Raw genomic sequence first — 24,844 nt, forward strand, 5'->3', positions numbered from 1 at the left:
GGTTCAAACTGGCGGCTCATTGCATTCATTCGATCATTCATCCACTCAAGAAAGAAGGAGCTACGACGATGAGCCAGAAATTCCAGGTCTCGGGCATGAGCTGCGGCCATTGCGTGAGCGCGGTGCAGAACGCGGTGCAGACGGTCGATCCCGAAGCGCAGGTCACGGTGGACCTCGAAACGGGCCATGTCGATGTACTGAGCGAACAGCCGCGCAAGGACATCGTGGCCGCCATCGAGAACGCGGGCTACGGCGTTCAATGACGAGCCAGGTCGCCATCGGCGAAGCCGCGCGCCTCTCGGGCGTTTCGGCTCGCATGGTCCGGCACTACGAAGGGCTGGGCCTGCTGCCGGCAGTGGCGCGCACCGAGAGCGGCTACCGCCAGTATGGCGAGGCCGATGTCCACACGCTGCGTTTCATCAAGCGCTCACGCGACCTCGGCTTTTCGATGGAGGAAATCGCGGAGCTGGTGGGCCTCTGGCACAACCGCCGGCGCGCGAGCTCGAGCGTGAAGCGCATCGCGCAGAAGCACCTGGGTGAACTGGAGCAGCGCATTGCGGACATGCAATCGATGCGCAACACGCTGGCGCACCTGGTGCATTGCTGCCAGGGCGACGCACGCCCCGACTGCCCCATCCTCGACGACCTGGCGAAGGCCTGAGCCTCAGGCGCCGCGCACGAGCGAAAGCACCTTGCCCGCATCCAGCGTGCGGGCCTTCTCCTGGATGGCCGGCAGGTATTGCGTCTGCAGGCTTTGTCCTTCCTTCACCACGCCCGAGAACGTGTCCTTGAGCATCTGCGTCGAGAGCGTGCGGCCGCCGGCGTAGTAGCGCTTGGCCACATGGCCCAGCGCATAGGTGGAGGCGAAGCTCATGCCGGAGCTCACGGCCTGGTTGCCCAGCCCGCGCAGCAAACCACCGCCCATCTTGCCGAGTAGGCCGCCGAGCAGCTTGCGGCCGGCCTGCTCCAGGTACTGCGAGGTCAGGCCCACGCCCACGGTGGCCAGGAAATCCTTGACGTGGCCGCTGTCGAGCTGATAGCCGTGCGCCTGGCCGATGCGGTAGACCAGCTTCATCTGCAGCGGAATGATCGCCATGGTCGAGAGCGTCTCGGGCAGCAGCTCGAGCGCGCCGTTAAGGATGGCGGCATTGAGGATCGACTTGTCGAGCTCGGCGCTGTCCGGCGCATCGGGAGCGGCAACCGCCGTCGTTGCGGCGCCTGCCGCGGCGGCCACGGGCACCGCGGCAATTTCCTCGGCCTGCTGCGAGAACCGCGCCGCCGAGGCATCGAGCCCGAGCGAGGTGCGCACATCCATCAGGAACATGCGTTCCGCTTCCGATTGGGTGCCGTCGGCATCGCACACGCACACCGCCATTTCGTAGGCGAGCTGTTTCGATTCGGTGCTGGCCAGCTCGCCGGCCACCGAAGCCAGCGAGACGCGTTTCATCAGCACATCCTGGTAGAGCGTCGGCAGGTTCAGCCCGTCGGCTTGCGACAGGCCTTCCGCAATGCGCTTGATCTCGGCGCGTTCACGTTCGTGTTTCTCGCCGTCGACAAAGGCAGCCAGCAGGCTCAGGGTCACGATGGCCTTTGTTTCTGAATGTGTCATGTTCGATATTTCGCAATCTGAAGGACGGAGTTGGGTTGCCCGGGGACTCGAAGGTTCCTGCGCGCGTTCTCCCCACAAAACTTGGGCAACTCTGTGGATAACGTCGGCACTTCTGTGTAGGGGCGTGGCAAGTTGTTGATTTACAAGGGAAATCTACAGTCTGCCCAAATAACAGGCAATGAATTTCTCGGGCCGAAAATCGTCTTTCGCAGATTTTTCGGGGTGTGTCAAAGGACAACTCTGGGGAGAGTTTTGGCACAAGCCATGGGTTATCCACAGCGGGAACAGGTTACCCAATGTTGTCCCTTTTGCCGGTACACCACGGAAGCGCGGCTGCGCACAGTGACAGAGGTGTGACAAGTCCTTGTCGCATAACGAAAAAAGTGCCCTGTCCACAGAAGAGTGCTTCCCTTATCTACTACTACTAATTTGAATAAGAGAAATAAGAAATAGGGAACAGAGACAGCGCCGCGCGAAAAAAAAGGCCGCGAACGGCCGCGCCGGTCCGCGACGCCTCGAACGAAAAACCGGCATCGCCGGCTTCCTTCCCCTCGCTAACATTCGCGGATGAGCTTCAAACCCAGGATCCTGATCGCCGAAGACGAATCGGGCATCGCCGACACGCTGCAATACGTTCTGAAAAGCGATGGCTTCACGCCGGTCTGGTGCGCCACTGCCGAAGAAGCGATCGCACAGTTCGCCCAGGAACCGCCGGCGCTGGCCATCCTGGACATCGGCCTGCCCGATCTCAACGGTTTCGAGCTGTTCAAGCGCCTGCGGGCGCTGAACCAGTCGCAGGGCGGCCCGGAGGTGCCGATGCTCTTCCTCACGGCGCGCAGCGACGAAATCGACCGCGTGGTGGGGCTGGAACTGGGCGCCGACGACTACATCGCCAAGCCGTTTTCGCCGCGCGAACTGGTCGCCCGTGTCAGGACGATCCTGCGGCGCAGCGCGCGAAACAGTCCTGGAGCCTCCGGAACGGCCGCAGCGCTCGGGAACGGGGTACCCCCTCAAATTTCCCCCGCGGCGCCTCCAGCGGCCTCACAGACGCCCGCGATGCCCTTCTCGCTCGACAACGAGCGCATGCAAATCCGGTATTACGGCCGCCTGCTCGAGCTCTCGCGCTACGAATACGGCCTGTTGAGGCTGCTGGTGCAACGCCCGGGCCGCGTCTTCACGCGCGACGAACTGCTCGAACTGGTCTGGGACGACGCCAGCGACAGCTTCGACCGCACGGTGGACGCGCACATCAAGACGCTGCGCGCCAAGCTCAAGACGGTAGCGCCCGACGTCGAGCCGATCCGCACGCTGCGCGGCACCGGCTACGCGCTGAACGAAGAACTGCCGGCCAGGGTCTCGTGACCCGGCGCACGCGGATTTTTATAGGCATCCTGCTGATCTACACGGCGGGCATCGCCTTTCTGCTGTATCGCGTGGTCTCGGACATCGACCCGCGCTACCGCGAATCCGCCGAAGAATCGCTGGTCGAAACCTCGCAGCTCGTGGCCAGCCTGGTCGAGCAGGACGTGATCGCGGGCGCCATCAACACGGCGCGGCTCGAACCGCTCTTTCGCACGGTCTATGCGCGCGAGTTTTCGGCCCAGATCTACAACCTGCACAAGAGCCGTGTCGAACTGCGCGTCTACGTGACCGACCGCGGCGGCCGCGTGATGTTCGATTCGCTCGGCAGGCACCTCRGCGCCGACTACTCGCAGTGGAGCGACGTGAGCCGCACGCTCGCCGGCCTTTACGGTGCACGCACTTCGCGCGATGTCGATGGTGATCCGCGCACTTCGGTGATGTACGTGGGCGCGCCGATCCGCTGGAACAACGAGATCGTCGGCATGGTCAGCGTCGGCAAGCCGGTGCAGAGCTTCGGCCAGTTCGTCGAGGATGCGCGCGCCCGCACGCTGTGGGTCGGCGTGGGTTCGGGCCTCGCGCTGTTGCTGCTCGCGGTGATCGTCTCGGTCTGGCTGGTGCGGCCCTTCGGGCTGATCTCGGACTACTGGACCTGGGTGCGAGCCCAACGCTCCTTGAGCTTTGCACGCATGGCGCGGCGTGCGGTCGATGCGGTGCGCACCGGCTTCAGCGAAATGCGCGATGCGCTCACCGGGCGCAACTACGTGGCCGACTACGTGCAGACCTTCACGCATGAAGTGAAGAGCCCGCTCTCGGCGATCCGCGGCGCCGCCGAGCTGCTGCAGGAGCCCTCGATGCCGCATGCGGAGCGCGAGCGCTTCCTGAAGAACATCGAGCGCGAGACGCAACGCATCCAGGAGATCGTCGACCGCATGATGGAGCTCACCGCGCTCGAAACGCGGCGCGCGCTGGACCGTACCGAGCCGGTGCCGCTGGCCTCGCTGATTGACGACATCGCCATCAGCGCGCAGCCTGCGGCGGCCAAGCGCAACATCCGCCTGCTGGTGAACATCCGCGCCGAAGCCAGCACCGAGGGCGATCCCTTTCTGCTGCGCCGAGCGATCAGCAATCTGCTCGACAACGCGATCGATTTTTCGCCGCCCGACAGCGAGGTGCTGCTGACGCTGGAGACCACCTCGAAGCTCGCACGGGTGAGCGTGCGCGACCACGGCCCGGGCATTCCGGAGTACGCGCAGGAAAAAGTCTTCCAGAAGTTCTATTCGCTCGCACGGCCGCACAACCAGAAGAAAAGCACGGGGCTGGGGCTGGCGTTCGTGAAGGAAATCGCGGCGCTGCACCGCGGCCGCATCGAGCTTGGCAATGCATCGCGTGGCGGCGCGGTGGCGACGCTCACGCTGCCGCTGTTGTCACATCACTGACCGGTCAGTGCACCGTAGGCGCTGCGTGTTTCGGGACTGACTGCGTCGAGCAATTGCTCGTATGACGTCTGGTGCCGCGCCAGCATGCGGGCCGATGCCACCGTCTTCGATTTGCAGAACCAGTGGCAGGTGTGCTGCATCAGGAACAGCTCGGCCGACATGGTGAAGGCCTTGGACTTGGCCGAACGGTTCGATGCGTTCTTCATCACGCCGGCGATGCCGCGTGCATGGATATTCAGCGCTTCGCGCAGATCGAAGCTCGCGGCAGGGAACAGCTTGTGCGCGTAGGGAATGGCAATCGGCAACTTGCTCACGCGCGCGTCCGCCTCGGGAACACGGGTGAATTCGGCAGCAAAACTGTCGAACTGCGCCGAGAGCTTTTCCTCCGTCGAGTCGAGCAGGCTCCAGATCTGCTGGCGGCGTTCGGGGTCGTCTTCGCCGAGGCAGCGCAGGTAGCCCTGGGTCAGGCTCTCCATCAGCGTCTCGATCTGGTACCTGGCGAGGTGGCCTCCCAGCAGTGCAATGCGCTGGCGCTGGTCTCTGGACTTGAGGATGTAGGCGCCGAAAACAAGCAGCGCCACCAGCGTGAGAATTTCCATGAATGCGTTCGGCCAAAGAGAGGTAGGGGACGGCACCGAGTGTAGAGACCCGGCGACCTCCCCTTTTCCGGGGCCGCTACCTGAAGAAATCAAGAATGCGGTTGCGCTCTTCAGGCGGCGGCGGTGCGCCCAGCGGTACACCGGTGAGTTCTTCCGCCGGCGGTGGCGGCACCTCGGCATTCTCGAGACCCAGGCTCGCCACGCTGTGGCCCGGCGTGAAGTCGTCGAAGTACCACTCGCCGTCGATGTTCACCACGCCGGGCGGCTCGGCCGGCTGGGTCACGGGCACGCCCTGCAGGGCCGATTGCATATAGCCGATCCAGATCGGCAGGCTCAGGCTGCCGCCGGTTTCGCCGCGCACGCCGAGTTGGCGCGGCGTGTCGTAGCCGATCCAGGCGATGCCGACCATCGTGGGCTGGAAGCCCGCGAACCAGGTGTCGAAGGAATCGTTGGTGGTGCCGGTCTTGCCGTAGAGGTCGTCGCGCTTCAGGGCCTGGTGCGCCTTGAAGGCGGTACCGCCCTTCACCACGCTTTGCAGCAACGAATCCATGACGAAGGCATTGCGCTGCGGAATGGCGCGCCGTGCTTCGTCGAGCACCGGCGGCTCGGTTTCCATCAGGACCTTGTCCTTCATGTCGGTGACACGGGTGACGAGGTAGGGATTGATGCGGTAGCCGCCGTTTGCGAAGACCGAGTAGCCCACCGCCATCTGCATCGGCGTGACCGAGCCGGCGCCCAGGCCCATCGGCAGGTTGGCCGGATGCCTGTCCTTGTCGAAGCCGAACTTCGTGATCCAGTCTTGCGCATAGGGTGCGCCGATCGACTGCAGCACGCGCAGCGTCACCAGGTTCTTCGACTTCATCAATGCGGTGCGCAGCGGCATCGGGCCTTCGTAGGTGCCTTCGAAATTCTTCGGTTCCCAGGGCTGGCCGCCGTTGACGCTGGCATCGAAATACAGCGGCGCGTCGTTCACCACGGTGGCGGGCGTGAAGCCCTTTTCGAGCGCCGCCGAATAGATGAACGGCTTGAAGCTCGAACCCGGCTGGCGCCAGGCCTGGGTGACGTGGTTGAACTTGTTCTTGCCGAAGTCGAAGCCGCCGACCAGCGCCTTGATGGCGCCGGTGCGCGGGTCCATGCCGATGAAGGCGCCCTCCACTTCGGGCAGCTGGGTGATTTCCCAGGTGTTCTTCGGCGTCTTCGCCACGCGGATCACCGCGCCGCGGCGGATCTTGATGTTGGGCGGTGCCTTGGCTGCGAGGCCCGACTGCGCGGGCTTCAGGCCTTCGCCCGTGATCTGGATCGTTTCGCCGTTCGCGCGCACCGCGCTGATTTCCTTGGCGTTGGCATCGAGCACCACGGCCGCGATCACGTCGCCGTTGTCGGGATGTTCGGCGAGCGCATCGTCCACGGCCTCGTCGACCTCCTTCTGCTCGGCCGGCATGTCGATGAACCGTTCGGGCCCGCGATAGACCTGGCGGCGCTCGTAATCCATGATGCCCTTGCGCAGCGACTTGTACGCCGCCGCCTGGTCGGCCGCGACCAGCGAGGTGTAGACCTTGAGGCCGCTGGTGTAGATGCTGTCGCCGTACTGTGCGTACATCATCTGGCGCACCGTTTCGGCCACGTACTCGGCATGCAGGCGGTTCGGGTCGGCGGCATCGCGCAGGTGCAGCTCTTCCTTCTTGGCTTCGGCGGCCTGTTCGGCGGTGATGAAGCCGGTTTCCTGCATGCGGTCGATCACATAGAGCTGGCGTGCCCGCGCACGGCGCGGATTGGCCACCGGATTGTTCGCGCCGGGCGCCTTCGGCAGGCCCGCCAGCATGGCGGCCTCCGCGATGGTCACGTTCTGCAGCGGCTTGCCGAAATATGTTTCGGATGCGGTGGCGAAACCGTAGGCGCGGTTGCCGAGGTAGATCTGGTTCAGGTAGATCTCGAGGATCTGGTCTTTCGTGAGCTGCTGCTCGAGCCGGAAGGCCAGCATGATCTCGTAGGTCTTGCGGCTCATCGTGCGCTCCGAGCTCAGGTACACATTGCGCGCCACCTGCATCGTGATGGTCGAGGCGCCCTGCTTGCGGCCGCCCTTCAGGCTGGCCACGGCGGCACGCACGAAGCCCTTGTAGTCGACACCGCCGTGGTCGTAGAAGCGCGCATCTTCCACGGCCAGCACGGCGTCCTTCATGACCTTGGGAATGCTGGCGAAGGGCATGAGGTTGCGCCGCTCTTCGCCGAACTCGCCGATCAGCGTGCCTTCGGCCGAGTAGACCCGCAGCGGCAGCTTGGGCCGGTAGTCGGCAAGCTCGGAAATGTCGGGCAGTTTCGGATAGATGGCGACCACCGCGACGATGGCCGCCACCAGCACCACGAGCGCGCCGGAGCCCACCGCAATGGCGCCCCATCCCGCGAGGCGTTTCCAGCGGAGGTTGCGTGCGTCCGGCGTGGCGCCGTCGTCGGGTTGGGGGGAGCTTGAACGTTTGAACATAGAAGGTGGCTAGCGAAAGGGTTGGAGCCGGCGGGCGCTGCTGCGTTCCAGCATCGGCAGGTCGAGCGCGCCGCGCCGCGCGGCCTGCTGCGCGCAGTGCATGGCGTCGAAATACTTGTCGTGGTCGAAGGCGATCAACAACAGGTCTGCGCCGGCATCGAGGGCGCGGACCGTTGTGTCGCAAAGTCCGCGGTTGTAGGCCGCGCCCATCGTCAGATCGTCGGTGACGAGCAGGCCCTGGTAGCCCCACTCGCCGCGAATCAGCTGCTGCACGATTTTGCGCGAGAAAGAGACCGGAAAGACGGGATCGAGCTCCGGGACGATCACATGGCCGAGCATGATCGCCGCGTTCGAATTTTTCGACACGTCTTGAAACGGCTTCCAGTCATGTGTTGCAAGTCGGGCGACCGGCGTGCGCAGCACGGCGGCGAAATGGTGCGTGTCCTCGGTCACGCCGGCGAGGCCGGGAAAGTGCTTCAAGGTGCCGCGTACGCCAGCGGATTCAAGGCCTTGCTCGTAAGCGAGCGCCACCTGCGCGGTGAGCGCGGGGTCGGCCGAGATGGCGCGTTCGTCGATGCGGGTGTGGAAGTCCCAGCGGCCCGGCGCACGGCCGGTGCGCAGATCGACCACGGGGCTGAAGTTGAGCGTGATGCCCAGTGCCGCGAGCGACCTGCCCTGCTGCGCGCCGTAGGCATGGGCGCGCTGCGCGAGTTCGGCCTCGGGCACGTCGGCGTCCAGCAGCGTGGCGAGGCCCGGCTGGCGTTCGATCAACGGTGAAAGGCGCGATACGGCACCGCCTTCCTGATCGGTCGCAACGATGAGCGGCGGCAGGCCGGCCTCGCGGCGCAGCGTCTGCAAGCCATCGATCTCTTCGCGCAGTGCAGCGGCGGTGCGGCCTCTCACATTGCGGCCGGTGATGAACACGCCGCCGATCAATCCCTTGCGAGCGAGTTCACGCAGGTCCTTCGCGTCGTCATAACCGACCATGAAATGTGCGCCGAGCGTCTGCGCCACGGATCCGGATGCGGCCGACACTTCGGCACGGTGCTGCAGGCTCGCCGCTTCATTGCCCAGGACCGTGAGCAGCGCCGCGAACACCAGGCCGAGCGACACAGGCCGCAGCGCGCGGCGCCCGAAGTGCCATGCGGCCACCGCGCCCAGTGCCAGTGCGCCCAGCAGCATCGGCAACTCCCATGCACGCATGAAGCGCAGATGGGGGTCCTTCAGGTGCCAGGCCCAGAACCACAGCGCTGCCAGGGCCAGCCAGCCCAGGGCGCCGAGCGCGAACCGCAAGAGCTTCATGCGCCTTGCGTCACCGGTTCAGCGCGCCGCGACAGCGCGTACCAATCGACCTTGCGCGTCACGAGCATCAGCGTGGCCAGCATGCCGAAGATCAGCAGTGCGCCGAGCAGCAGTGCATTGCTTTCGGAGGCCAGCAGTCCATAGAGCGCGCCATAGAGCAGTGCGACGAAAGCGCCGAACGACAGTCCGCGCTGCCAACCGCCCAGCACCGCGCTGAAATACACGGCAAGCAATGCGACGCTGGCGCTGGCCGCACCCGCATAGGCCATCCAGAACGCGAATTTCTCCGACAGCGCAAGCAGGAGCAGGAAGAAGAGCGCAATCGAGAGGCCGACCAGGCCGTACTGCACCGGATGCAGGCGCAGCTTGCGGAAGAGCTCGAACATGAAGGCCGCCATCAGCACCAGGCCGATGAAGAGCATGCCGTACTTGCCGGCGCGCGTGCTCATCGAATAGACGTTGATCGGCTGTGCGAGCGACACGTCGAAGGTCTGCAGCGTGCCGAGGTTGCGGCGCGAGGCGCCGACCGTCACTGCTGCTGCGGTATCGTTGGCATTGCTGCGCCCGGAGAGGCCTGCGCGCACCTGTTCACGCGCCGAGGTCACGAGCGACGACACGCGCCAGTGCGCATCGAAGCCCTGCGGCGTCACGTTGCGCTGCGCGGCGAGAAAGCGGCCGCCGAAGCTCGGATGCGCCCAGGGCGAGGTGAGATGCGCCGTGGTGTCTTCGGCAATGGGCGCGATCGCGAGCGTGTCCTGTCCGACCAGGCCGAGCTTCATCATGAAGGTGAGCGGCGCGTCGGCCTGCCATGCGGCCAACGCGGCACCGGTCAGCGGGGCATGGATGCCATCGGCGAACCAGGCGTCGTCGGCAATGCCCGGCACGCGTTGTTTGAAGCGCAAGGCCTCGCCGCCCATCGCCAGCGCCGGCGAGCCGTCGAGGCCGCGCAGGTCGCTCACGTTGAACGCGACGAAAGGCGGCTTGAACTCGATCTTCGAATCGGATTCGCTATGGGCCACGGCCTTCGGATCGAAAGCCGCGAAGCCGCCGGTGAGCGTGGCGTTGAGCGTGTAGAACGGAATCTTGAAGATGCCGCGGTAGCGCTCCTGCGGCGCCATCGAGCCTTCGATGTGCAGCTTGTCGGGGAACACCACGTGGGCCATTTCCTTGCTGCGCGGCTCCTGGCCGATCACCTTGCCCTGCGCGTCGCGCAGCGGTTCCATCCAGCGCTCCACATACGGCACCAGCAGCAGCGGGCCGACCATGGTCTGCTGGCCTGCGTAGGTGTCGGCGAGTTCCTGGGCCGCCTCGCGCTGGCTCTCGCCGCGTCCGCGGTTGATCGAATCGATCTCCGCCAGCGGAATGCAAAGCAGCAGCAGCAGGAACAACAGGCCGGCCACTTTCACCAGCATGGAACTCTGAAGCGCTTTCAGGAACTGAAGCATGATTTTTCTCCTCGTCTGTAGCGAAGCGGCGATGCTCGCTGCGCGAGCCGAAGGCTGTGTGAAGCGCGCGGGCGGCTTCACTTCACACAGACTTCACACAGCGGGGTGTTCGCCGCCGGCGACTTCAAAGAGCCTTCCAACTGCCTTCTCGTGCGGTGCCGACAGTGGGGGCTGTGCAAGTTCGCACGGACAAGGACCCCCGCCATGGATGCCTCCACCACCCCACGTCCCGGCCGTTGGCTCTGGCTCGTCACCGTGAGCCTGGCGACCGCGGGCTTCATCGCCATGGGCGTGCGCCCGGTGCATGCGCAGGAAGCGCCCGCCGGTCCGCGCCTGAAGACGGAAAGCCCGTACTTCTTCGTCAAGAGCGACGATCCTTCGGTCGACCGCCTGCCGCTCAAGGGCACGGAAGTCGCCGTGAAGATCTCGGGCGTGATCGCCGACGTGACGGTCACGCAGACCTACCGCAACGAAGGCCAGCGGGCCATCGAAGCCAAGTATGTTTTCCCCGGTTCGACCAAGGCGGCCGTGAGCGGCCTCAACGTGCGGCTGGCCGATCGCCTGATCACCGCGCAGATCCGCGAGAAGCAGCAAGCCAGGATCGAATACGACACCGCGAAGAAGGAAGGCAAGACGGCCGCATTGCTCGAGCAGCACCTGCCCAACGTGTTCCAGATGAATGTCGCGAACATCCTGCCCGGCGACGACGTGAAGGTGGAGCTGCGCTACACCGAGCTGCTGGTGCCGCAATCGGGCAACTACGAATTCGTGTTCCCGACCGTGGTCGGCCCGCGCTACAACAGCCCGCAGTCCGAAAACGCGCAGGCCAGGTGGGTCGCACAGCCGACGTTGCGTGCCGGCGTGGCGCCGGGCACCAGCTTCAAGCTCAAGGCCACCATCGACACGCCGATGGGCCTGAAGGAAGTGCGCTCGACCACCCATGCCATCGACGTGAAGAAGAGCGACGAAGACCAGCACGCCGACATCACGCTCACGGCCGATGGCCGCCCGGCCGACAACCGGGATTTCGTGCTCGACTACCGCCTTGCGGGCGAGAAGATCGAATCGGGCCTGATGCTCTACAAGGGCCAGGGCCAGAACGCGGATGGAAGCGCGGAGAACTTCTTTCTCGCGATGATCGAGCCGCCCAAGGCCGTGGCCGCTAGCGCCATTTCGCCGCGCGACTACATCTTCGTGGTCGACATCTCGGGCTCGATGCACGGCTTTCCGCTCGACACCGCGAAGACGGTGCTCGAACGCCTGATCGGCGGGCTGCGCCCGAGCGACACCTTCAACGTGCTGCTGTTCTCGGGCAGCAACAGGATGCTCTCGCCCCGATCGGTGCCGGCCACGCGCGCCAACATCGAGCAGGCGCTGGCAACGATCAAGAACTACAGCGGCAGCGGCAGCACCGAACTGATTCCCGCGCTCAAGCGTGTCTACGCCGAGCCCAAGGAAGACAACGTGTCGCGCACCGTGGTCGTGGTGACCGACGGCTACGTGACGGTCGAGCGCGAAGCCTTCGAGCTGGTGCGCAACAACCTTTCGAAAGCCAATGTGTTCGCCTTCGGCATCGGCTCCTCGGTGAACCGCAGCCTGATGGAGGGCATTGCACGCGCCGGCATGGGCGAGCCCTTCATCATCACCGACCCGGTCCAGGCCCCCGAGCAGGCCGCGCGCTTCCGCCGCATGGTCGAGTCGCCGGTGCTCACCAACGTGAAGGCCACCTTCGGCGGCCTCGATGTGTACGACGTGGAGCCGCAGGCCCTGCCCGATGTGCTGGGCGAGCGCCCGGTGATCGTGTTCGGCAAGTGGCGCGGCGAAGCCAAGGGCCGCGTGATCATCGAAGGCCAGGGCGCCGGCGGTCCGTACCGCCAGGAAGTGCGCATCGACGACCGCACCCGCCTGGACACCGCCGCGCTGCGCACGCTGTGGGCCCGCCATCGCATCCAGAGTTTGAGCGACCAGGAAGCGCTCGAAGGCAGCGCCGCTTTCAAGGACCGCATCACCGAGCTCGGCCTGAAGTACAGCCTGCTCACGCAGTACACCAGCTTCATCGCGGTCGACAAGGTGGTGCGCAACCTCGCACCGCAGAACAGCGTGGACGTGAACCAGCCGCTCCCGATGCCGCAGGGCGTGAGCGACCTGGCGCTGGGCGCCGAGGTGCCGAGCACACCCGAACCCGAGTCGCTTGGTGCCATTGCCGTCGTGCTGTCGATGCTCGCGATGCTGCGCCGCCGCGCGCGCCGCAACGACGCACGCCGCTTCACCGCCTGAACGAGAACGAGAGAAGAAAAATGTCTCTGGCAACGCTCGCCCACCGTCATCCGCGCATCGTGGACTGGGGCATTCACATCGACCGCACGCCGGCTGCAGGCTGGCTTGCGCTGCAGTTCGCCGCGCTGACGCCGACCTGGGCCTGGATGGTCCAACGCATGCGCGACGGCTCCGACGATCCCTTGGGTCTTGTGGCGCTGGTCGCGCTTGCCGCGTTGGCATGGCAATGCCGGTGCGAGCTGCGCGCCTCGCCGCGGCTGGGATGGCTGGCGTTGGCGGGGATCGGCACCGTGCTTGCGACGCTGCTGCGCTTCGGGCTCGGTTTCGTGCCCGCAATGCCGCCACTGGCGGCCGGGTTGGTGGCGGTGCTGGCACTGGCCTGCGGGTTGCTGGCCTTCCTGCCGAGGCGTGTGGCTGCACTGCCGGTGGCGGGCCTCGCGGTGCTCGCGCTGCCGCTGCTGTCGTCGCTGCAGTTCTACGCGGGCTATCCGCTGCGCGTGGTGACGGCCGAGGCCAGCCGCTGGCTGCTCGCGCCGGGCTTCGACGTGGCGCGCGAAGGCACGAGCCTGATGGTGGACGGCCGCCTGGTGATCGTCGATGCGCCCTGCTCGGGCGTGCAGATGGTGTGGCTGGGCTATTTCACGGCCTGTACCGTCGCGCTGTGGGCGCGTCGCAGCGACCGTGCATTCCTGGGCCGCCTGCCGATGGTCGGCCTGCTGGTGCTGGGCGGCAACATCGTGCGCAACAGCGTGCTGGTCGCCTTCGAAGGCGCGGGCCATGCGCTGGCACCCTGGGCGCACAACACGCTGGGGCTTTTCGTGCTGGCGGTCGTGTGCGGCGGAATCGCACGCCTGATGGTGCCCGCGCGCGCCGTTCCGGAACTCGCCGATCACCCGATTCCGGGCCTGATCACCACGCAAGGAGGCTGCCATGTCGACACCATTCTTTGAGCGCTGGTTCGCGAACCATTTCATCAATCGCATCGGGCACAAGACGGCTTTCGCGTCGGCGATGCTGCTGTGCATGTTGTGGTCGACCGCCGCCGCACTGCGCGCGCCGGCCATCCCCGCCGCGATGGCCGCTTCGYACGAATGGCCGAGAGAATGGGACGGTGTTCCATTGCGCCCGTTGGCGCTGAGTGAGGTCGAGCAGCGCTTTGCCGACCGTTTTCCGGGCGCCATCGGCCGCATGACCGACGGCACGCAGACCCTGGTGATGCGCGAGGTGAAGCAGCCCACGCGCATGCTGCATCCGGCGGCGGATTGCTACCGCGCGCTCGGCTACCGCATCGAACAGGCGCGGCTGGAACGCGATGCGCAGGCGCGTTTGTGGCGCTGTTTTGTTGCGCAACGGCACGGCGCGCAAAAGTTCCGCGTTTGCGAGCGCATCGTCGATGCTCAAGGCACGGCTTTCACCGACACTTCAGCCTGGTACTGGTCGGCGGCCAGCGGGCAGTCGACCGGTCCGTGGCAAGCCGTCACGGTGGCGAGACCGATGTGAGAGCGTGTTTGTGAAGAAGACCTTGCGATTCGTGTTTTTCGGGCTGCTGGCCCTTGTGTTGACAGCGCTTGCAGCTATCTTTTTGATAGTGAAAATCGCGCTGGCACCGGCAGCGGGCGAATGGAGCACCACGGTGAAGGCCGGGCCGATGCATTTCGACATCGGCGTGCCGACCGCCGTGCGGCTGGCCACCTCGTCCTGGTTCGCGCCGCGGCTCGACGGCCATTCGCTCGACACCCGTTTCGGCACCGTGCGCTTCAGCTGGACAGAAGCGACCGGCATGCAGGAAATGCGTTGTGCGCCTTGCAGCGTCGAAGTCCCGGCGCTCGGCGCGCAGCCCATCAAGGTCGAACGCCTGATCGCCACCGTGCGGCGCGACGGCAACACACTGAACGGAACCTTCGAAGCCACGCCCCGGACCACCGAGACGGATGTGCTCCAGGGCCAATGGGAAGGCCGCCTGGCGCCCAGGAACCTCCAGCTCAGCGTCAAGGTGCAGGACGCGCCCATCGCCCGCTGGTACGCGGTGCTGGTGCCCACGTTGCCCGAGCTGCAGCGCGCGCGCATCGGGGGCACACTGACACTGAGCGGGCACTTGGTGCTGCCCGAAGCCACCTTCGCGGTGCAACCCATCATCAGCCAGTTCACGGTCGAGGGGCTGGGCACCGAGGCGATGCTGGGGGCCCGCACCAGTTGCGGCCCGTCCGCCAGGCTGGCCAACGACAGCTGGCTGGCGCGCGCGGTCATCGCGGCCGAAGACCAGCGCTTCTTCACTCACGCGGGCTACGACCTGACCGAGATCCTCGCGTCGATCGACAACAACCAGAAGGACGGCCAACTCAAGCGCGGCGGCAGCACGCTCACGCAGCAGCTCGTCAAGCTGCTGGTGACGGGCAGCGACCGCACGGCCGAGCGCAAGCTGCGCGAACTGCTCTATGCGGTCGAGATGGAGCAGACGCTGGGCAAGGCCCGCATCCTGCAGCTCTACCTCGACAACGCGCCCTGGGGCGGCAACATCTGCGGCGCCGAGGCCGCGGCGCGGCGCTACTTCAAGCGCAGCGCGCGCACGCTGGAACCCGCGCAGGCCGTGTGGCTCGCCGCAATGCTGCACAAGCCGCAGGCCGTGCTCGAACAATGGCGGCGTGACGGGCGCATCGACCCGGACCGCACCAAGTGGGTCGCCGAAGGCGTGCGCGGCATCAGCCGCAACCAGCGCGAAACGCTGCTCAAGAGCGTGGCGGCGGCCAAGTTCATCGCACCGGAGGCCAATACGCCATGAGCGCCGCGCCGGACTGCCCCAGGCATGCTCGCGCCGCAGTGCGAAGCACGGAGGTATTCCAATGACCGCAGCAACGAACATTGCCGACATCGAGGCCATCGAGCGCGCCACCGTCGCGGCGGTGGCGCCCGAGGCGTCCGAAGAACTCGACGGCTGGCTGCTGCCCTTCGATGGCGGCACCGTCAAGCGCGCCAGGTCGGCCGTGCCGCTGCACCGCAGCGCGGTCGACCACACCACGCTCGATCGCATCGAGGACCGCTACGACAGCCGCCAGGTCGCGCCGGCGTTTCGCCTGGCCGATGCCGACTGCTTCGACGGGCTGCGCGCCGAACTGGAGCGGCGGCACTATGTCGACGACAACCCCACCTGCGTGCAACTCGGGTCGCTGCAGCGCATGCGGCAGGCGGTTGCGGGCGGCGGCGCGCTGGCCGACGTCGACCGCGCGCCCGACGATGCCTGGGCGGCGCTGTTTCTCGGCGAAGGTTTCGATCCGGTGGATGGCGCCCATCGCGTGCGTTCGCTGGCCCGCGCCAAGGGTTCGCTGTACGCCAGCGTTCGCGAAGGYGGCCGCACCGTGGCGGCGGGTGCGATGGCTTTCGGGCATGGCTGGGCCAGCGTGCACGGCATGCGGACCGACAAGGCGCACCGCGGCAAGGGGTTGGCGGGGCGCGTGCTCGCGGGGCTTGCCCAGGCTGCGCTGACAAGGGGTTTCGAGCGCGTGTTCCTGCAGGTCGATGCCCAGAACCATCCCGCGCTGGTGCTCTACCGCCGCGCCGGCTTCCAGACCCAATGGCAATACCGCTACTGGCAGCGGCAGCAGTGGCCGAGATAGGCTGACAACGGGGCCGTACATCCCCACCGGTGGCGCGGTCGCAGGGTTAGTGACACCATGGGGCGCATGAAGAAGAACGCCAACCACCCCACCGAACCTGTCGTCACGCCCCGCGGTCTCGACCACATCGTGGCGGGTGTTTCCACCAGCGATGGCGACGGTGTCAAACTCACCCGCGTGCTGCAGCAGCCGCTGCAGAAACGGCTCGATCCCTACCTGATGCTCGACGCCTTCGACAGCGACAGCCCGGGCGACTATATCGGCGGCTTTCCGAACCATCCGCACCGGGGCTTCGAAACCGTCACTTACATGATCGCGGGCCGCATGCGGCATCGCGACAGCGCGGGCCATGAAGGGCTGCTCGAGAACGGTGGCGTGCAGTGGATGACCGCCGGCCGCGGCCTCGTGCACAGCGAGTTGCCCGAGCAGGAAGAAGGGCTGATGGAAGGCTTTCAGCTCTGGCTCAACCTGCCCGCGAAGGACAAGATGCGCGAGCCGTGGTACCGCGACATCCAGAGCGAAGAGATTCCCCAATACACGACGGCCGAAGGCGTGCATGTGCGCGTGATCGCGGGCGCGAGCCACGGCATCGAAGGCGCGGTGCGGCGCGAGCACACCGAGCCGCTCTACCTCGACATCACGCTGCCGCCGGGCGCGGAGTTTGCGCAGCCGCTGCCGCACGACCACAACGCGCTGGTCTATGTGTTCCGCGAGTCGCTCTGGATCGCGGGCAGCGAAGTGCCGACGCGCCGCATGGCCATCCTCGCCAACGACGCCGAAAGCGACGGCGTGGTGCTGCGTGCCGGCGCCACCAACCACAGCCCGGCGCGCGCGCTGCTGATCGCCGGCAAGCCGCTGCATGAGCCAATCGTGCAGTACGGCCCTTTCGTCATGAACACGCAGGAAGAGGTGAAGCAAGCGGTGCAGGACTTTCAGAGCGGCCAGCTCGGCTGAGGCCTCCGCAGCCCAATAAGTCACGGAAAACACCGTGCGCCGCCTTGCGGTTCATCATTCTTTACGCAAGCTCACTCCCGGCTAACGGAGGCGATACAGAGGTCTTCCACACTTCGTTTCACCTGCTGCCCCTCGGTGGCGGGCTTCTTCGAAAGGAAGCACTTCTCATGATTTCTCTTCGCCAACGCATCGTCTGGGCCAGCCTGCTGGGTTCCGCCGCTCTCGCTTCTTCGGGTGCCTTCGCTCAAGCGCCGGCCGCAACCGCCACTCCCGCGCCTGCCGCTGCCGTGGCCCAGGCCGACACCACCGCCGCACCCAAGGCGCAGCACCAGCGCATGGATCCGGCCCAGCGCATGGAGCGCATGAAGGAGCACCGTGCCAAGCGCCTTGCCGCGCTGAAGGAAAAGCTCAAGCTGACCGCGGCCCAGGAAAGTGCGTGGACGTCCTACGCCACGGCCAACCAACCGCCGGCCGGCCCGCGCCCGCAGCGCATGGACCGTGCGGAATTCGCCAAGCTGACCACGCCCGAACGCCTGGAACGCATGCAGGCCCGCCAGGCCGAGCGCAGCGCGATGTTCGCCAAGCGCGCCGAAGCCACGAAGACCTTCTATGCCGCGCTGACGCCTGCGCAGCAGAAGACCTTCGATGCCGAAACGGTGCACGCCGGTGACCACGGCCATCGCTTCCACCGCGGTCATGAAGGCCACGAACGCGGCGCAGCACCCACCAAGAGCTGAGCTGTCGACCGCCGGTGACGGCGGCAACGAAAAAGCCCGCAACGCTTCGAGCGTTGCGGGCTTTTCTTCTGTTCAGGGGAGGGTTCCTACTGCGGCGTCCCCGTCTTTTCGGTCGGATTGGTCGGCACCTCCGGGCGCTCGCCCCTCTGGCCGAACTGCGGCTTTACCTTGCGCGCCTGCTGGCTGACTTCCGCGCGGGACATCTCGCCGGTCGGACGCGGCATGGCGTTGGGTTGGTGGTTGACCGTGGTCGTGGCTTCGCCCTTGGGCACCATGCTGTTGGCGTTGTTGCGGTTCTGCGCACGCGCCTCGGCCTTCACGGCCTCGCGGGAAGCGGGCATCGAAGCGTCGGGGCGCTGGGGCGGATTCGCCACGCCGGCCGGCGTCATGGTGCTCGCTTCGCCGCTCACCGAGGGATCGGGCTGTGCGGGGATCGACGTCGCCTGGGCCATGGCGGCGCCTGCCGCGCCCATCAACACGGCCAGCACCGCGCCTCTGAAGATTCCTGTCTGCTGTTTCATGATGTGCTCCTTTTGCTTGTCTCTCGGACGAGTGACGGATGAAAAACCGTGGGCCGTTTTTTTCGAAGCCCTGAAACCACCGTAGGAGCCCCCCGAAGCCCGCAGTGTGGGGGTGCGGCAGGCCTGCCTGTAGGAGCCGGCCTCCCGCGCGCGAAAGGCACGGAAGAAGGTGGTGTGTTCCTACAGGCCTTGCCTGCGCGGCAACGTACAACTGAAAATCAATGTCCTCTTCCCCGATTCCGGTTGCTGCCGTGCCCACGCCGACCTCGCTCAAGGTCATGACGGTGAATACCCACAAGGGCTTCACTGCGCTCAACCGCAGATTCATCCTTCCCGAGCTGCGCGATGCCGTGCGCACGGTGGGTGCCGACGTGGTGTTTTTGCAGGAGGTGCTGGGTACCCATTCGCGCCACTCGCGCAAGGTCAGCAATTGGCCCGAGGCGCCGCACTACGAGTTCCTGGCCGACACGATATGGCCGCAGTTCGCCTACGGGCGCAATGCGGTGTATCCGAAAGGTCACCACGGCAACGCGGTGCTGTCGAAGTTTCCGATCGTGCATTTCCGCAACCACGACGTATCGGTGAGCGGCCCCGAGAAGCGCGGCCTGCTGCACTGCGTGCTGCGACTGCCGGGCCGCACCGTCGATGTCCATGCGATCTGCGCGCACCTGGGCCTGGCCGAATCGCACCGGCAGCAGCAGCTCGAACTGCTCTGCCACATCGTGCGCGACGAAGTGCCCGCCGATGCGCCGCTGATCGTGGCCGGCGATTTCAACGACTGGCGCAACCGTGCGCACGACGTGCTGGCAGAGGGCGCTTCGCTGCGTGAAGTGTTCGTGCATGCGAACGGGCGAGCCGCCAAGACTTTCCCGGCGCGCTTTCCGGTGCTGCCGCTGGACCGCATCTACGTGCGCAATGCCGGCGTGCACGCGCCCGTGGTGCTGCCGCGCAAGCCCTGGTCGCATCTCTCGGACCACGCTCCGCTGGTAGCGGACATCGATCTGTGAGCGGGGCTGCACCATGAGCAATGGCAACCACTGGATCGGCGGGAACCGCATCGCGCTGCTCGAGAACGGCGAGGAGTTCTTTCCGCGCGTGTTCGACGCGATCCGGCAGGCGCAGCGCGAAGTCATCATCGAGACCTTCATCCTGTTCGAGGACAAGGTCGGTCTGGCGCTGCATGCCGCGATGCGTGCGGCGGCGCAGCGCGGCGCGAAGGTCGACCTGATGGTCGACGGCTTCGGTTCGCCCGACCTCTCGCGCGAGTTCATCCAGGGGCTGACCTCGGCCGGCGTCAAGGTGCGGGTGTTCGACCCCGGCCAGCGCTTCCTGGGCCAGCGGTTGAACATGTTCCGCCGCATGCACCGCAAGATCGTGGTGGTCGACGGCGAGCGTGCATTCGTCGGCGGCATCAACTACTCCGCCGACCATCTGCTCGACTTCGGTCCCAAGGCCAAGCAGGACTATGCGGTGGAACTCGCGGGCCCCATCGTGGCGGAGGTGCATCAGTTCGCGTTGCGTGCCATCGCCGTCGGCGACAAGGGCGCCGGCTGGTTTCGCCGTAGGCTCAGGCAGGCGCCGCCGGTGCGCCAGACAACGGCCGGCGAGGCCGACGCGATCTTCGTGACGCGCGACAACCGCCGCCACACCAACGACATCGAGCGCCACTACCGTGCTGCGATCCGCACCGCACGCGAGCGCATCGTGATCGCCAACGCGTATTTCTTTCCGGGCTACCGGCTCATCCAGGAATTGCGCCGCGCGGCACGGCGCGGCGTGGACGTGCGGCTCATCCTGCAGGGCGAGCCCGACATGCCGATCGTGAAGACGGCCGCCAGCATGCTCTACCACCACCTGCTGCATGCCGGCGTTCGCATCTACGAGTACTGCGACCGTCCGCTGCATGGCAAGGTGGCGCTGATGGACGACCGCTGGAGCACCGTGGGCTCGAGCAACCTCGACCCGCTGAGCCTGTCGCTCAATCTCGAGGCCAACGTGGTCGTGCGCGACAAGGCCTTCAACGACGTGCTGTGGAACCGCATGGATCAGCTCATGCAGCACAGCTGCAGGCAGATCGACACGGCCGACCTGAGCAGCGAATGGAGCGGCTGGCGCCTGGTGCGCAGCTTCTTCCTCTTTCACTTCTTGCGCTGGTACCCGGCGTGGCTGGGCCGGTTGCCGCGCCATGCGCCCCGCCTGGCGCCCGCCGAGGCGACCGACCTCGCCGAAAGGCAGGAGACGAACGGCAAGGGCGGCGTCACCCAGACCACGGAAGCGGCCTGAACCCGCGCCCATGATGGCCCTCGCTCGCCAGTCCTGGTGGCCCTGGTTCCGCCGCGCGGCGGTGTGGGGCTTCTTCGGGCTGATTGCCTGGCTGCTGGTGAAACAGGCGCGCACCATTGACTGGGGTGCAGTGCTCGATGCGATACGTGCGCTGCCCCTGTCCACGCTGCTCGCGGCCGGCGCTTTGGCTGCCGGCAGCTTCGCGCTCTACAGCACCTACGACCTGCTGGGCCGGCACCTCACCAGGCACAAGCTCGGCGCTGGCACGGTGATGGGCGTGACCTTCATCAGCTACGCCTTCAACCTGAACTTCGGTTCGCTGATCGGCGGTGTGGCCTTCCGCTACCGGCTCTATTCGCGCCTCGGCCTCGGCAACGAGACCATCACCCGCGTGCTGGGCTTCAGCATGCTGACCAACTGGCTGGGCTACCTGGTGGTGGCCGGTGCGGCCTTCTGCTTCTGGCCGATGGCACTGCCGCCCGGCTGGAAGATCGATAGCGGCGGCCTGCGCATGCTTGGCGCGGTGTTGCTGGTGCTGTCGGCGGGCTACCTGGCGCTGTGTGCCTTCTCCAAGGGACGCGTCTGGCGCGTGCGCGGCCACACTTTCAAGACGCCGGGGCTCGCGATGGCGTTGCTGCAATTGGCGTTGTCGTGCTTGAACTGGTCGCTCATCGGCGGCGTGATCTGGCTCCTGCTGCAAGGCGAGGTCGAATACCCGCACGTGCTCGCAGTGCTGCTGGTCGGCGCCGTGGCCGGCGTCGTCACGCACGTGCCGGCGGGGCTCGGCGTGCTCGAGGCGGTGTTTGTCGCCCTGCTCTCCTACCAGGTGCCCGAAGCCACGCTGCTTGCCGCGCTGCTCGCTTACCGCGGCCTGTATTACCTGCTGCCGCTGGTGATTGCCGTGGGGGGTTACGTGGTGACAGAGGCGCGCGCCCGGCGGCTGCGAGCGGGTGCTTCCTAGGGTTGGCGTGCGATCAGCGCACACTTTGCGTTCAGAAAAGCGGGACTTCTTCACCGAACGAATTTGTTTTTGTTGCACTGCAGCAATTGCAACCGCCGAGGCCTATAGTGGGTTCTCCTCCCTCCACGCGTACCGCCTCACATGTCGTCTCTCAGTTCCACCGCCCGTCTGGCCAATCCGCTCATGCAGTGGCTCGACCTGGCCCTCAAGACCAACGAGATGCTGCTTTCTTCCGGCTCGGTGATCCGCATGCGGACCGAGCGCATCGCCAAGGCCGGGCTCACGCCCAGCGCGGCCGACCTGGCGGAGTTCCAGCTCATGGGCCACGAGAAGCTCGCCGCGGCGAGCGAGTCCGGCATCGCGATGGTGAAGCAATGGCACAGCAGCCATTTCTCGCTGGCCAACAAGGCCCTGCAGCACTGGCTTCAGGGCACCACGGCCTTCTTCTCGATGGCCGGCAGCGTCACTCCGGCGCAGGCGGCCGCACGCAGCGATGCCTTCGTACAGACCGCAGCCCGCACGGCGAGCACGGCCAGCCAGCTCTCGAGCGTCGCGGCGCGCATCGCGCGGCAGGGGCTGAAGCCGATCCATGCCGCCGCCACGTCGAACGCACGACGGCTGGCCGAACTGCAATCCTGACGGAGAGGAAAAAGCGGCCTCAGGGCCGCGCAGGCACCAGGGTCAGCAGCGTGATTTCCGAAGGCGCGCCAAAGCGCTTCGGCGGGCCCCAGTAGCCCGTGCCGCGGCTCACATAGATCCACATGTCGTGCAGCCGGTGCAGGCCCGACGTAAAGGGCTGCTGCATCGGCACGAACAGGTTCCACGGAAAGAACTGGCCGCCATGCGTGTGGCCCGAGAGCTGCAGCTGGTAGCCCGCCGCAGCCGCCAGCGGTGCGCTGCGTGGCTGGTGTGCCAACAGCACGCGCGTGTGCACCAGCGGTGGCGCGTCGAACAGCGCGAGGTGCGGATCGCTGGCATGCGCGGCGTCGAAGTGGCCTGCGGTGAAATCGGTCACGCCGGCCAGCACGAGTGCGCTTTCGAACAGCTCTTCATCGGTCTGCGCGCCGCGCACGTTGCGCGTCTGCAGCACCACGTGTTCGTTGAGCAGCACCTTCAGGCCCAGGCGGCGCAGTTCGTCGATCCAGGCGTGTGCGCCCGCGTAGTACTCGTGATTGCCCGTGACCACGAAGGTGCCGTGGCGAGCGCGCAGGCCCGCCAGTGGTGCGATGTGCTCGCGCAGTTCGGGCACGCTGCCGTCCACGAGATCGCCGGTGATCGCGATGGCATCGGCGCCGAGCCGGTTGACCGCGTCGACGATGCGCTGGATGTACGCACTCCTGATCGTCGGGCCGACGTGGATGTCGCTGAGCTGCGCGATCGTGAAGCCTTCGAGCGCCGTCGGCAGGCCGCGGATCGGAATGTCGACGCGCTTCACGCCCGCGGTGCGGCGCGCATTGACGAAACCGATCAGCGAGGTGCCCGTGGCCATCGCCAGCACCGCCAGCGCGCTCCATGGCAGCAGCGCATCCCAGCGGACCTGCACGCTGCCCAGCGCGCTCACCAGCCAGATGAGCAGCAAGCCGGCATCGCGCACCAGCGTCAGTACGAACATCGACGAGAACCAGCCCATGCTGATCAGGCCGACCCACTTGAGCACGTTGCCCATCGAGGCGTTGCGCGCAATGCGGCGCGAGACGAAGGGCAGCGGAATCGTGACGGCCGATACCGCCAGCACCACCAGCACCACCAGCGCCAGCGGCCACGCAGGCGTGAGCATTGCCAGCGCGGGCAGCAGACGCAGCGCTATATAAACGTGCAGCAGCGCGGTCAAGGCGCTCAAGGGGCGGATCGGCATCGGGGCAATGGGTGCGGGCATTGCCCGGGATACACCATCTGCAAGGCGCATGCCGCGCATTCAAGGCGCCCGAAGCGGCGGAGTTAGCTATTTTTTCTATAGCGCACGACGCCCGGATAGCGGGGTGTTGTGGCTTGGCGAGCACCAGAAATTCGTGGCTGTGGCGAGCCGTGCCGGTGCCCTGTGCCGCCGCGTTACTGCACCGTGCGCGTGCCGGCCGAAGCCATGTCGGTGCCTGCAGGCCACACGAAGGTGGCCTTGGTGGGCCCGCCCTGCGGCACATTCAGGGACTGCTTGAGCGTCTGGCTGCCGATTCGCGCCTCGACCTCGTAGGTGCCCGGTTCCAGCCGCGCCACCATGAACGGGCCGCCCGACACCACGTTGTCGAGCAGTGCGGTGCCGCTGCTGTCGCGCACCGTGACATGCACGTCGGCCGCGAAATCGGCGCCCTTGCGGTCCTTGATCGCGAATTCGAAGGTGGCGGGCCAGCGTGGCGACACCGTCTCCATCAGCTGCGCTTCATCGCTGCCGATGCCGCCGCTCATGTATTCGATGCCATGTGTCATGTAGATCGGCGGATTCACCGCGGCATGGGCCGACGAAAGCGCCCCGAGCAGGACGGCGCCGCACAACATGGCGGCCGCCAGCGGCCGCGTGCTCGATGGAAAACGGGGGGTCATGGTCTGAATCCTTTCCTGGACGTGGTGGCGAGAAGCCACGGCGCCACTGTGCGGCGCACGACTTAGACAAGGCTTAACGGCAACGGGCCGCGGCGCGAATGCGCGGCCGGCCGTGCAGGCTGTTGTTGTTCGCTCAGCGCGTGGTCTGTGCCAGCGCCTGTGTCTGCGGCAGAGGGGGCGTCACCGAAGCCATGTCGAAGTTCGACGGCCAGACGAACACCGCGCGGGCCGGCACGCCGTTGAACACGACCAGCGATTGCGTGAGCGTGAGCCCGCCCAGCGTGACATTCACGTCATAGGCGCCCGGGTTGAGTCGCGCAAGCATGTAGGGCGCCTGCGTCTGCACATCCATGACCATCTCGCCGGTGTATCTCTGGCGCACCTGGATCGATGCCTTGGCCGGGAAGCCGGCCTGCTGCGCGCCTTTGCCGTCGCTCACGCCGAGTTCGATCGTCGCGGCCCAGCGCGGCGACACCATTTCCATGAATTCAGCCTCGCCCTTGCCTGCACCGCCACACATGTACTCGACGCCTTGCGCCACCTGGATGGGCGGGGTCGAGAAAGCGTGGGCCGGCGACACGGCCCCGAGGAATGCTGCTGTACCGCCCAGTACCAAAGCAGCCAGAGGCTGCCGGAGACGCTTAGGGTTCATTGCTTGTTGTCCTCGATCTTGCATGACGTGAAATCCGTCGAGGATTTTGCTTAGCAAGAGTCGGGCTAGATATAGCGTTTA

23 protein-coding genes and 2 pseudogenes are annotated in these 24,844 nt (G+C 66.3%); 16 read left to right on the forward strand and 9 right to left on the reverse strand.

Annotated features, from left to right (window positions below):
• Window positions 1-68: 68 nt before the first annotated feature.
• Both AC1DXX_RS13480 and cueR read left to right on the forward strand, forming a co-directional pair.
• The gene (locus AC1DXX_RS13480; RefSeq protein WP_198785488.1) at window positions 69-263 is read left to right on the forward strand and encodes a heavy-metal-associated domain-containing protein; all 195 of its coding nucleotides are present in this window, start codon (window positions 69-71) and stop codon (window positions 261-263) included.
• Window positions 260-661 (forward strand): Cu(I)-responsive transcriptional regulator, encoded by a 402-nt coding sequence (gene cueR / locus AC1DXX_RS13485; protein WP_478134711.1) that lies wholly within the window; start codon window positions 260-262, stop codon window positions 659-661. The genes AC1DXX_RS13480 and cueR overlap by 4 nt, the downstream gene beginning before the upstream one ends.
• Before the next feature lie 3 nt (window positions 662-664).
• Here cueR and AC1DXX_RS13490 read toward each other — a convergent pair whose 3' ends face one another.
• Window positions 665-1,609 (reverse strand): YcjF family protein, encoded by a 945-nt coding sequence (locus tag AC1DXX_RS13490; RefSeq protein ID WP_478134712.1) that lies wholly within the window; start codon window positions 1,607-1,609, stop codon window positions 665-667.
• A 567-nt stretch (window positions 1,610-2,176) separates the two neighbouring features.
• On the opposite strand from AC1DXX_RS13490, the gene creB reads away from it, so the two are divergent.
• Window positions 2,177-2,971, forward strand: coding sequence for a two-component system response regulator CreB (gene creB / locus AC1DXX_RS13495; RefSeq protein WP_478134713.1), 795 nt, complete (start codon window positions 2,177-2,179; stop codon window positions 2,969-2,971).
• Window positions 2,968-4,407, forward strand: coding sequence for a two-component system sensor histidine kinase CreC (creC, locus tag AC1DXX_RS13500; protein ID WP_478134714.1), 1,440 nt, complete (start codon window positions 2,968-2,970; stop codon window positions 4,405-4,407). The genes creB and creC overlap by 4 nt, the downstream gene beginning before the upstream one ends.
• Here the strand turns inward: creC and AC1DXX_RS13505 are convergent.
• The 4 genes from AC1DXX_RS13505 to creD form a co-directional block, all read right to left on the reverse strand.
• Complete coding sequence (locus AC1DXX_RS13505; RefSeq protein WP_478134715.1) at window positions 4,401-5,006, reverse strand: hypothetical protein; 606 nt, start codon at window positions 5,004-5,006, stop codon at window positions 4,401-4,403. The two genes, creC and AC1DXX_RS13505, sit on opposite strands and share 7 nt — an antisense overlap.
• Before the next feature lie 76 nt (window positions 5,007-5,082).
• Window positions 5,083-7,485 carry a penicillin-binding protein 1A gene (locus tag AC1DXX_RS13510; protein ID WP_478134716.1) on the reverse strand — a complete coding sequence of 801 codons (2,403 nt, stop codon included), beginning with the start codon at window positions 7,483-7,485 and terminating at the stop codon, window positions 5,083-5,085.
• Between the two features lie 9 nt (window positions 7,486-7,494).
• Window positions 7,495-8,787 carry a glycoside hydrolase family 3 N-terminal domain-containing protein gene (locus AC1DXX_RS13515; protein ID WP_478134717.1) on the reverse strand — a complete coding sequence of 431 codons (1,293 nt, stop codon included), beginning with the start codon at window positions 8,785-8,787 and terminating at the stop codon, window positions 7,495-7,497.
• Window positions 8,784-10,232 carry a cell envelope integrity protein CreD gene (gene creD / locus AC1DXX_RS13520; protein ID WP_478134718.1) on the reverse strand — a complete coding sequence of 483 codons (1,449 nt, stop codon included), beginning with the start codon at window positions 10,230-10,232 and terminating at the stop codon, window positions 8,784-8,786. Before creD ends, AC1DXX_RS13515 begins: the two co-directional genes overlap by 4 nt.
• Window positions 10,233-10,517: 285 nt before the next feature.
• Between creD and AC1DXX_RS13525 the strand changes: the two are divergent.
• The 8 genes and pseudogenes from AC1DXX_RS13525 to AC1DXX_RS13560 all read left to right on the forward strand — a co-directional run.
• Window positions 10,518-10,949: pseudogene (locus AC1DXX_RS13525) on the forward strand (VIT domain-containing protein); the annotation flags it as partial.
• 483 nt (window positions 10,950-11,432) lie between these two features.
• Window positions 11,433-12,509, forward strand: a pseudogene (locus AC1DXX_RS13530) (vWA domain-containing protein); the annotation flags it as partial.
• A 20-nt stretch (window positions 12,510-12,529) separates the two neighbouring features.
• Window positions 12,530-13,459: an exosortase Q gene (gene xrtQ / locus AC1DXX_RS13535; RefSeq protein ID WP_478134719.1), complete on the forward strand. Its 930-nt coding sequence runs from the start codon at window positions 12,530-12,532 to the stop codon at window positions 13,457-13,459.
• Entirely contained in the window at window positions 13,440-14,009 is a 570-nt protein-coding gene (locus AC1DXX_RS13540; protein ID WP_478134720.1) for a hypothetical protein, read from the forward strand. Before xrtQ ends, AC1DXX_RS13540 begins: the two co-directional genes overlap by 20 nt.
• 88 nt (window positions 14,010-14,097) lie before the next feature.
• Window positions 14,098-15,288 carry a biosynthetic peptidoglycan transglycosylase gene (locus tag AC1DXX_RS13545; RefSeq protein WP_478134721.1) on the forward strand — a complete coding sequence of 397 codons (1,191 nt, stop codon included), beginning with the start codon at window positions 14,098-14,100 and terminating at the stop codon, window positions 15,286-15,288.
• A 61-nt stretch (window positions 15,289-15,349) separates the two neighbouring features.
• Window positions 15,350-16,120: a GNAT family N-acetyltransferase gene (locus AC1DXX_RS13550; RefSeq protein WP_478134722.1), complete on the forward strand. Its 771-nt coding sequence runs from the start codon at window positions 15,350-15,352 to the stop codon at window positions 16,118-16,120.
• A gap of 57 nt (window positions 16,121-16,177) precedes the next feature.
• A complete protein-coding gene (locus AC1DXX_RS13555; protein ID WP_478134723.1) occupies window positions 16,178-17,074 on the forward strand; it encodes a pirin family protein in 897 nt (298 codons plus the stop codon).
• 167 nt (window positions 17,075-17,241) lie between these two features.
• Window positions 17,242-17,811: a Spy/CpxP family protein refolding chaperone gene (locus AC1DXX_RS13560; RefSeq protein WP_478134724.1), complete on the forward strand. Its 570-nt coding sequence runs from the start codon at window positions 17,242-17,244 to the stop codon at window positions 17,809-17,811.
• Window positions 17,812-17,897: 86 nt separating this feature from the next.
• Here the strand turns inward: AC1DXX_RS13560 and AC1DXX_RS13565 are convergent, their stop codons facing one another.
• Complete coding sequence (locus AC1DXX_RS13565; RefSeq protein ID WP_478134725.1) at window positions 17,898-18,332, reverse strand: serine/threonine protein kinase; 435 nt, start codon at window positions 18,330-18,332, stop codon at window positions 17,898-17,900.
• Window positions 18,333-18,553: 221 nt separating this feature from the next.
• Between AC1DXX_RS13565 and AC1DXX_RS13570 the strand changes: the two genes are divergently transcribed.
• The 4 genes from AC1DXX_RS13570 to AC1DXX_RS13585 all read left to right on the forward strand — a co-directional run bounded on the left by AC1DXX_RS13570 (window position 18,554) and on the right by AC1DXX_RS13585 (window position 22,215).
• Window positions 18,554-19,339 (forward strand): endonuclease/exonuclease/phosphatase family protein, encoded by a 786-nt coding sequence (locus AC1DXX_RS13570; protein ID WP_478134726.1) that lies wholly within the window; start codon window positions 18,554-18,556, stop codon window positions 19,337-19,339.
• Window positions 19,340-19,352: 13 nt separating this feature from the next.
• The gene (gene clsB, locus AC1DXX_RS13575; protein WP_478134727.1) at window positions 19,353-20,615 is read left to right on the forward strand and encodes a cardiolipin synthase ClsB; all 1,263 of its coding nucleotides are present in this window, start codon (window positions 19,353-19,355) and stop codon (window positions 20,613-20,615) included.
• A gap of 13 nt (window positions 20,616-20,628) precedes the next feature.
• Window positions 20,629-21,576: a lysylphosphatidylglycerol synthase domain-containing protein gene (locus AC1DXX_RS13580; protein ID WP_478134760.1), complete on the forward strand. Its 948-nt coding sequence runs from the start codon at window positions 20,629-20,631 to the stop codon at window positions 21,574-21,576.
• 141 nt (window positions 21,577-21,717) lie between these two features.
• Window positions 21,718-22,215 carry a polyhydroxyalkanoate granule-associated phasin gene (locus AC1DXX_RS13585; protein ID WP_478134728.1) on the forward strand — a complete coding sequence of 166 codons (498 nt, stop codon included), beginning with the start codon at window positions 21,718-21,720 and terminating at the stop codon, window positions 22,213-22,215.
• A 19-nt stretch (window positions 22,216-22,234) separates the two neighbouring features.
• Here the strand turns inward: AC1DXX_RS13585 and AC1DXX_RS13590 are convergent, their stop codons facing one another.
• From AC1DXX_RS13590 to AC1DXX_RS13600, 3 genes are all read right to left on the reverse strand, one after another.
• Complete coding sequence (locus tag AC1DXX_RS13590; RefSeq protein ID WP_478134729.1) at window positions 22,235-23,491, reverse strand: metallophosphoesterase; 1,257 nt, start codon at window positions 23,489-23,491, stop codon at window positions 22,235-22,237.
• Between the two features lie 134 nt (window positions 23,492-23,625).
• Window positions 23,626-24,111 carry a hypothetical protein gene (locus AC1DXX_RS13595; protein ID WP_478134730.1) on the reverse strand — a complete coding sequence of 162 codons (486 nt, stop codon included), beginning with the start codon at window positions 24,109-24,111 and terminating at the stop codon, window positions 23,626-23,628.
• A 133-nt stretch (window positions 24,112-24,244) separates the two neighbouring features.
• Entirely contained in the window at window positions 24,245-24,763 is a 519-nt protein-coding gene (locus AC1DXX_RS13600; RefSeq protein WP_478134731.1) for a hypothetical protein, read from the reverse strand.
• Window positions 24,764-24,844: the final 81 nt, after the last annotated feature.

This window comes from Variovorax sp. P4_B10, from assembly GCF_056402375.1.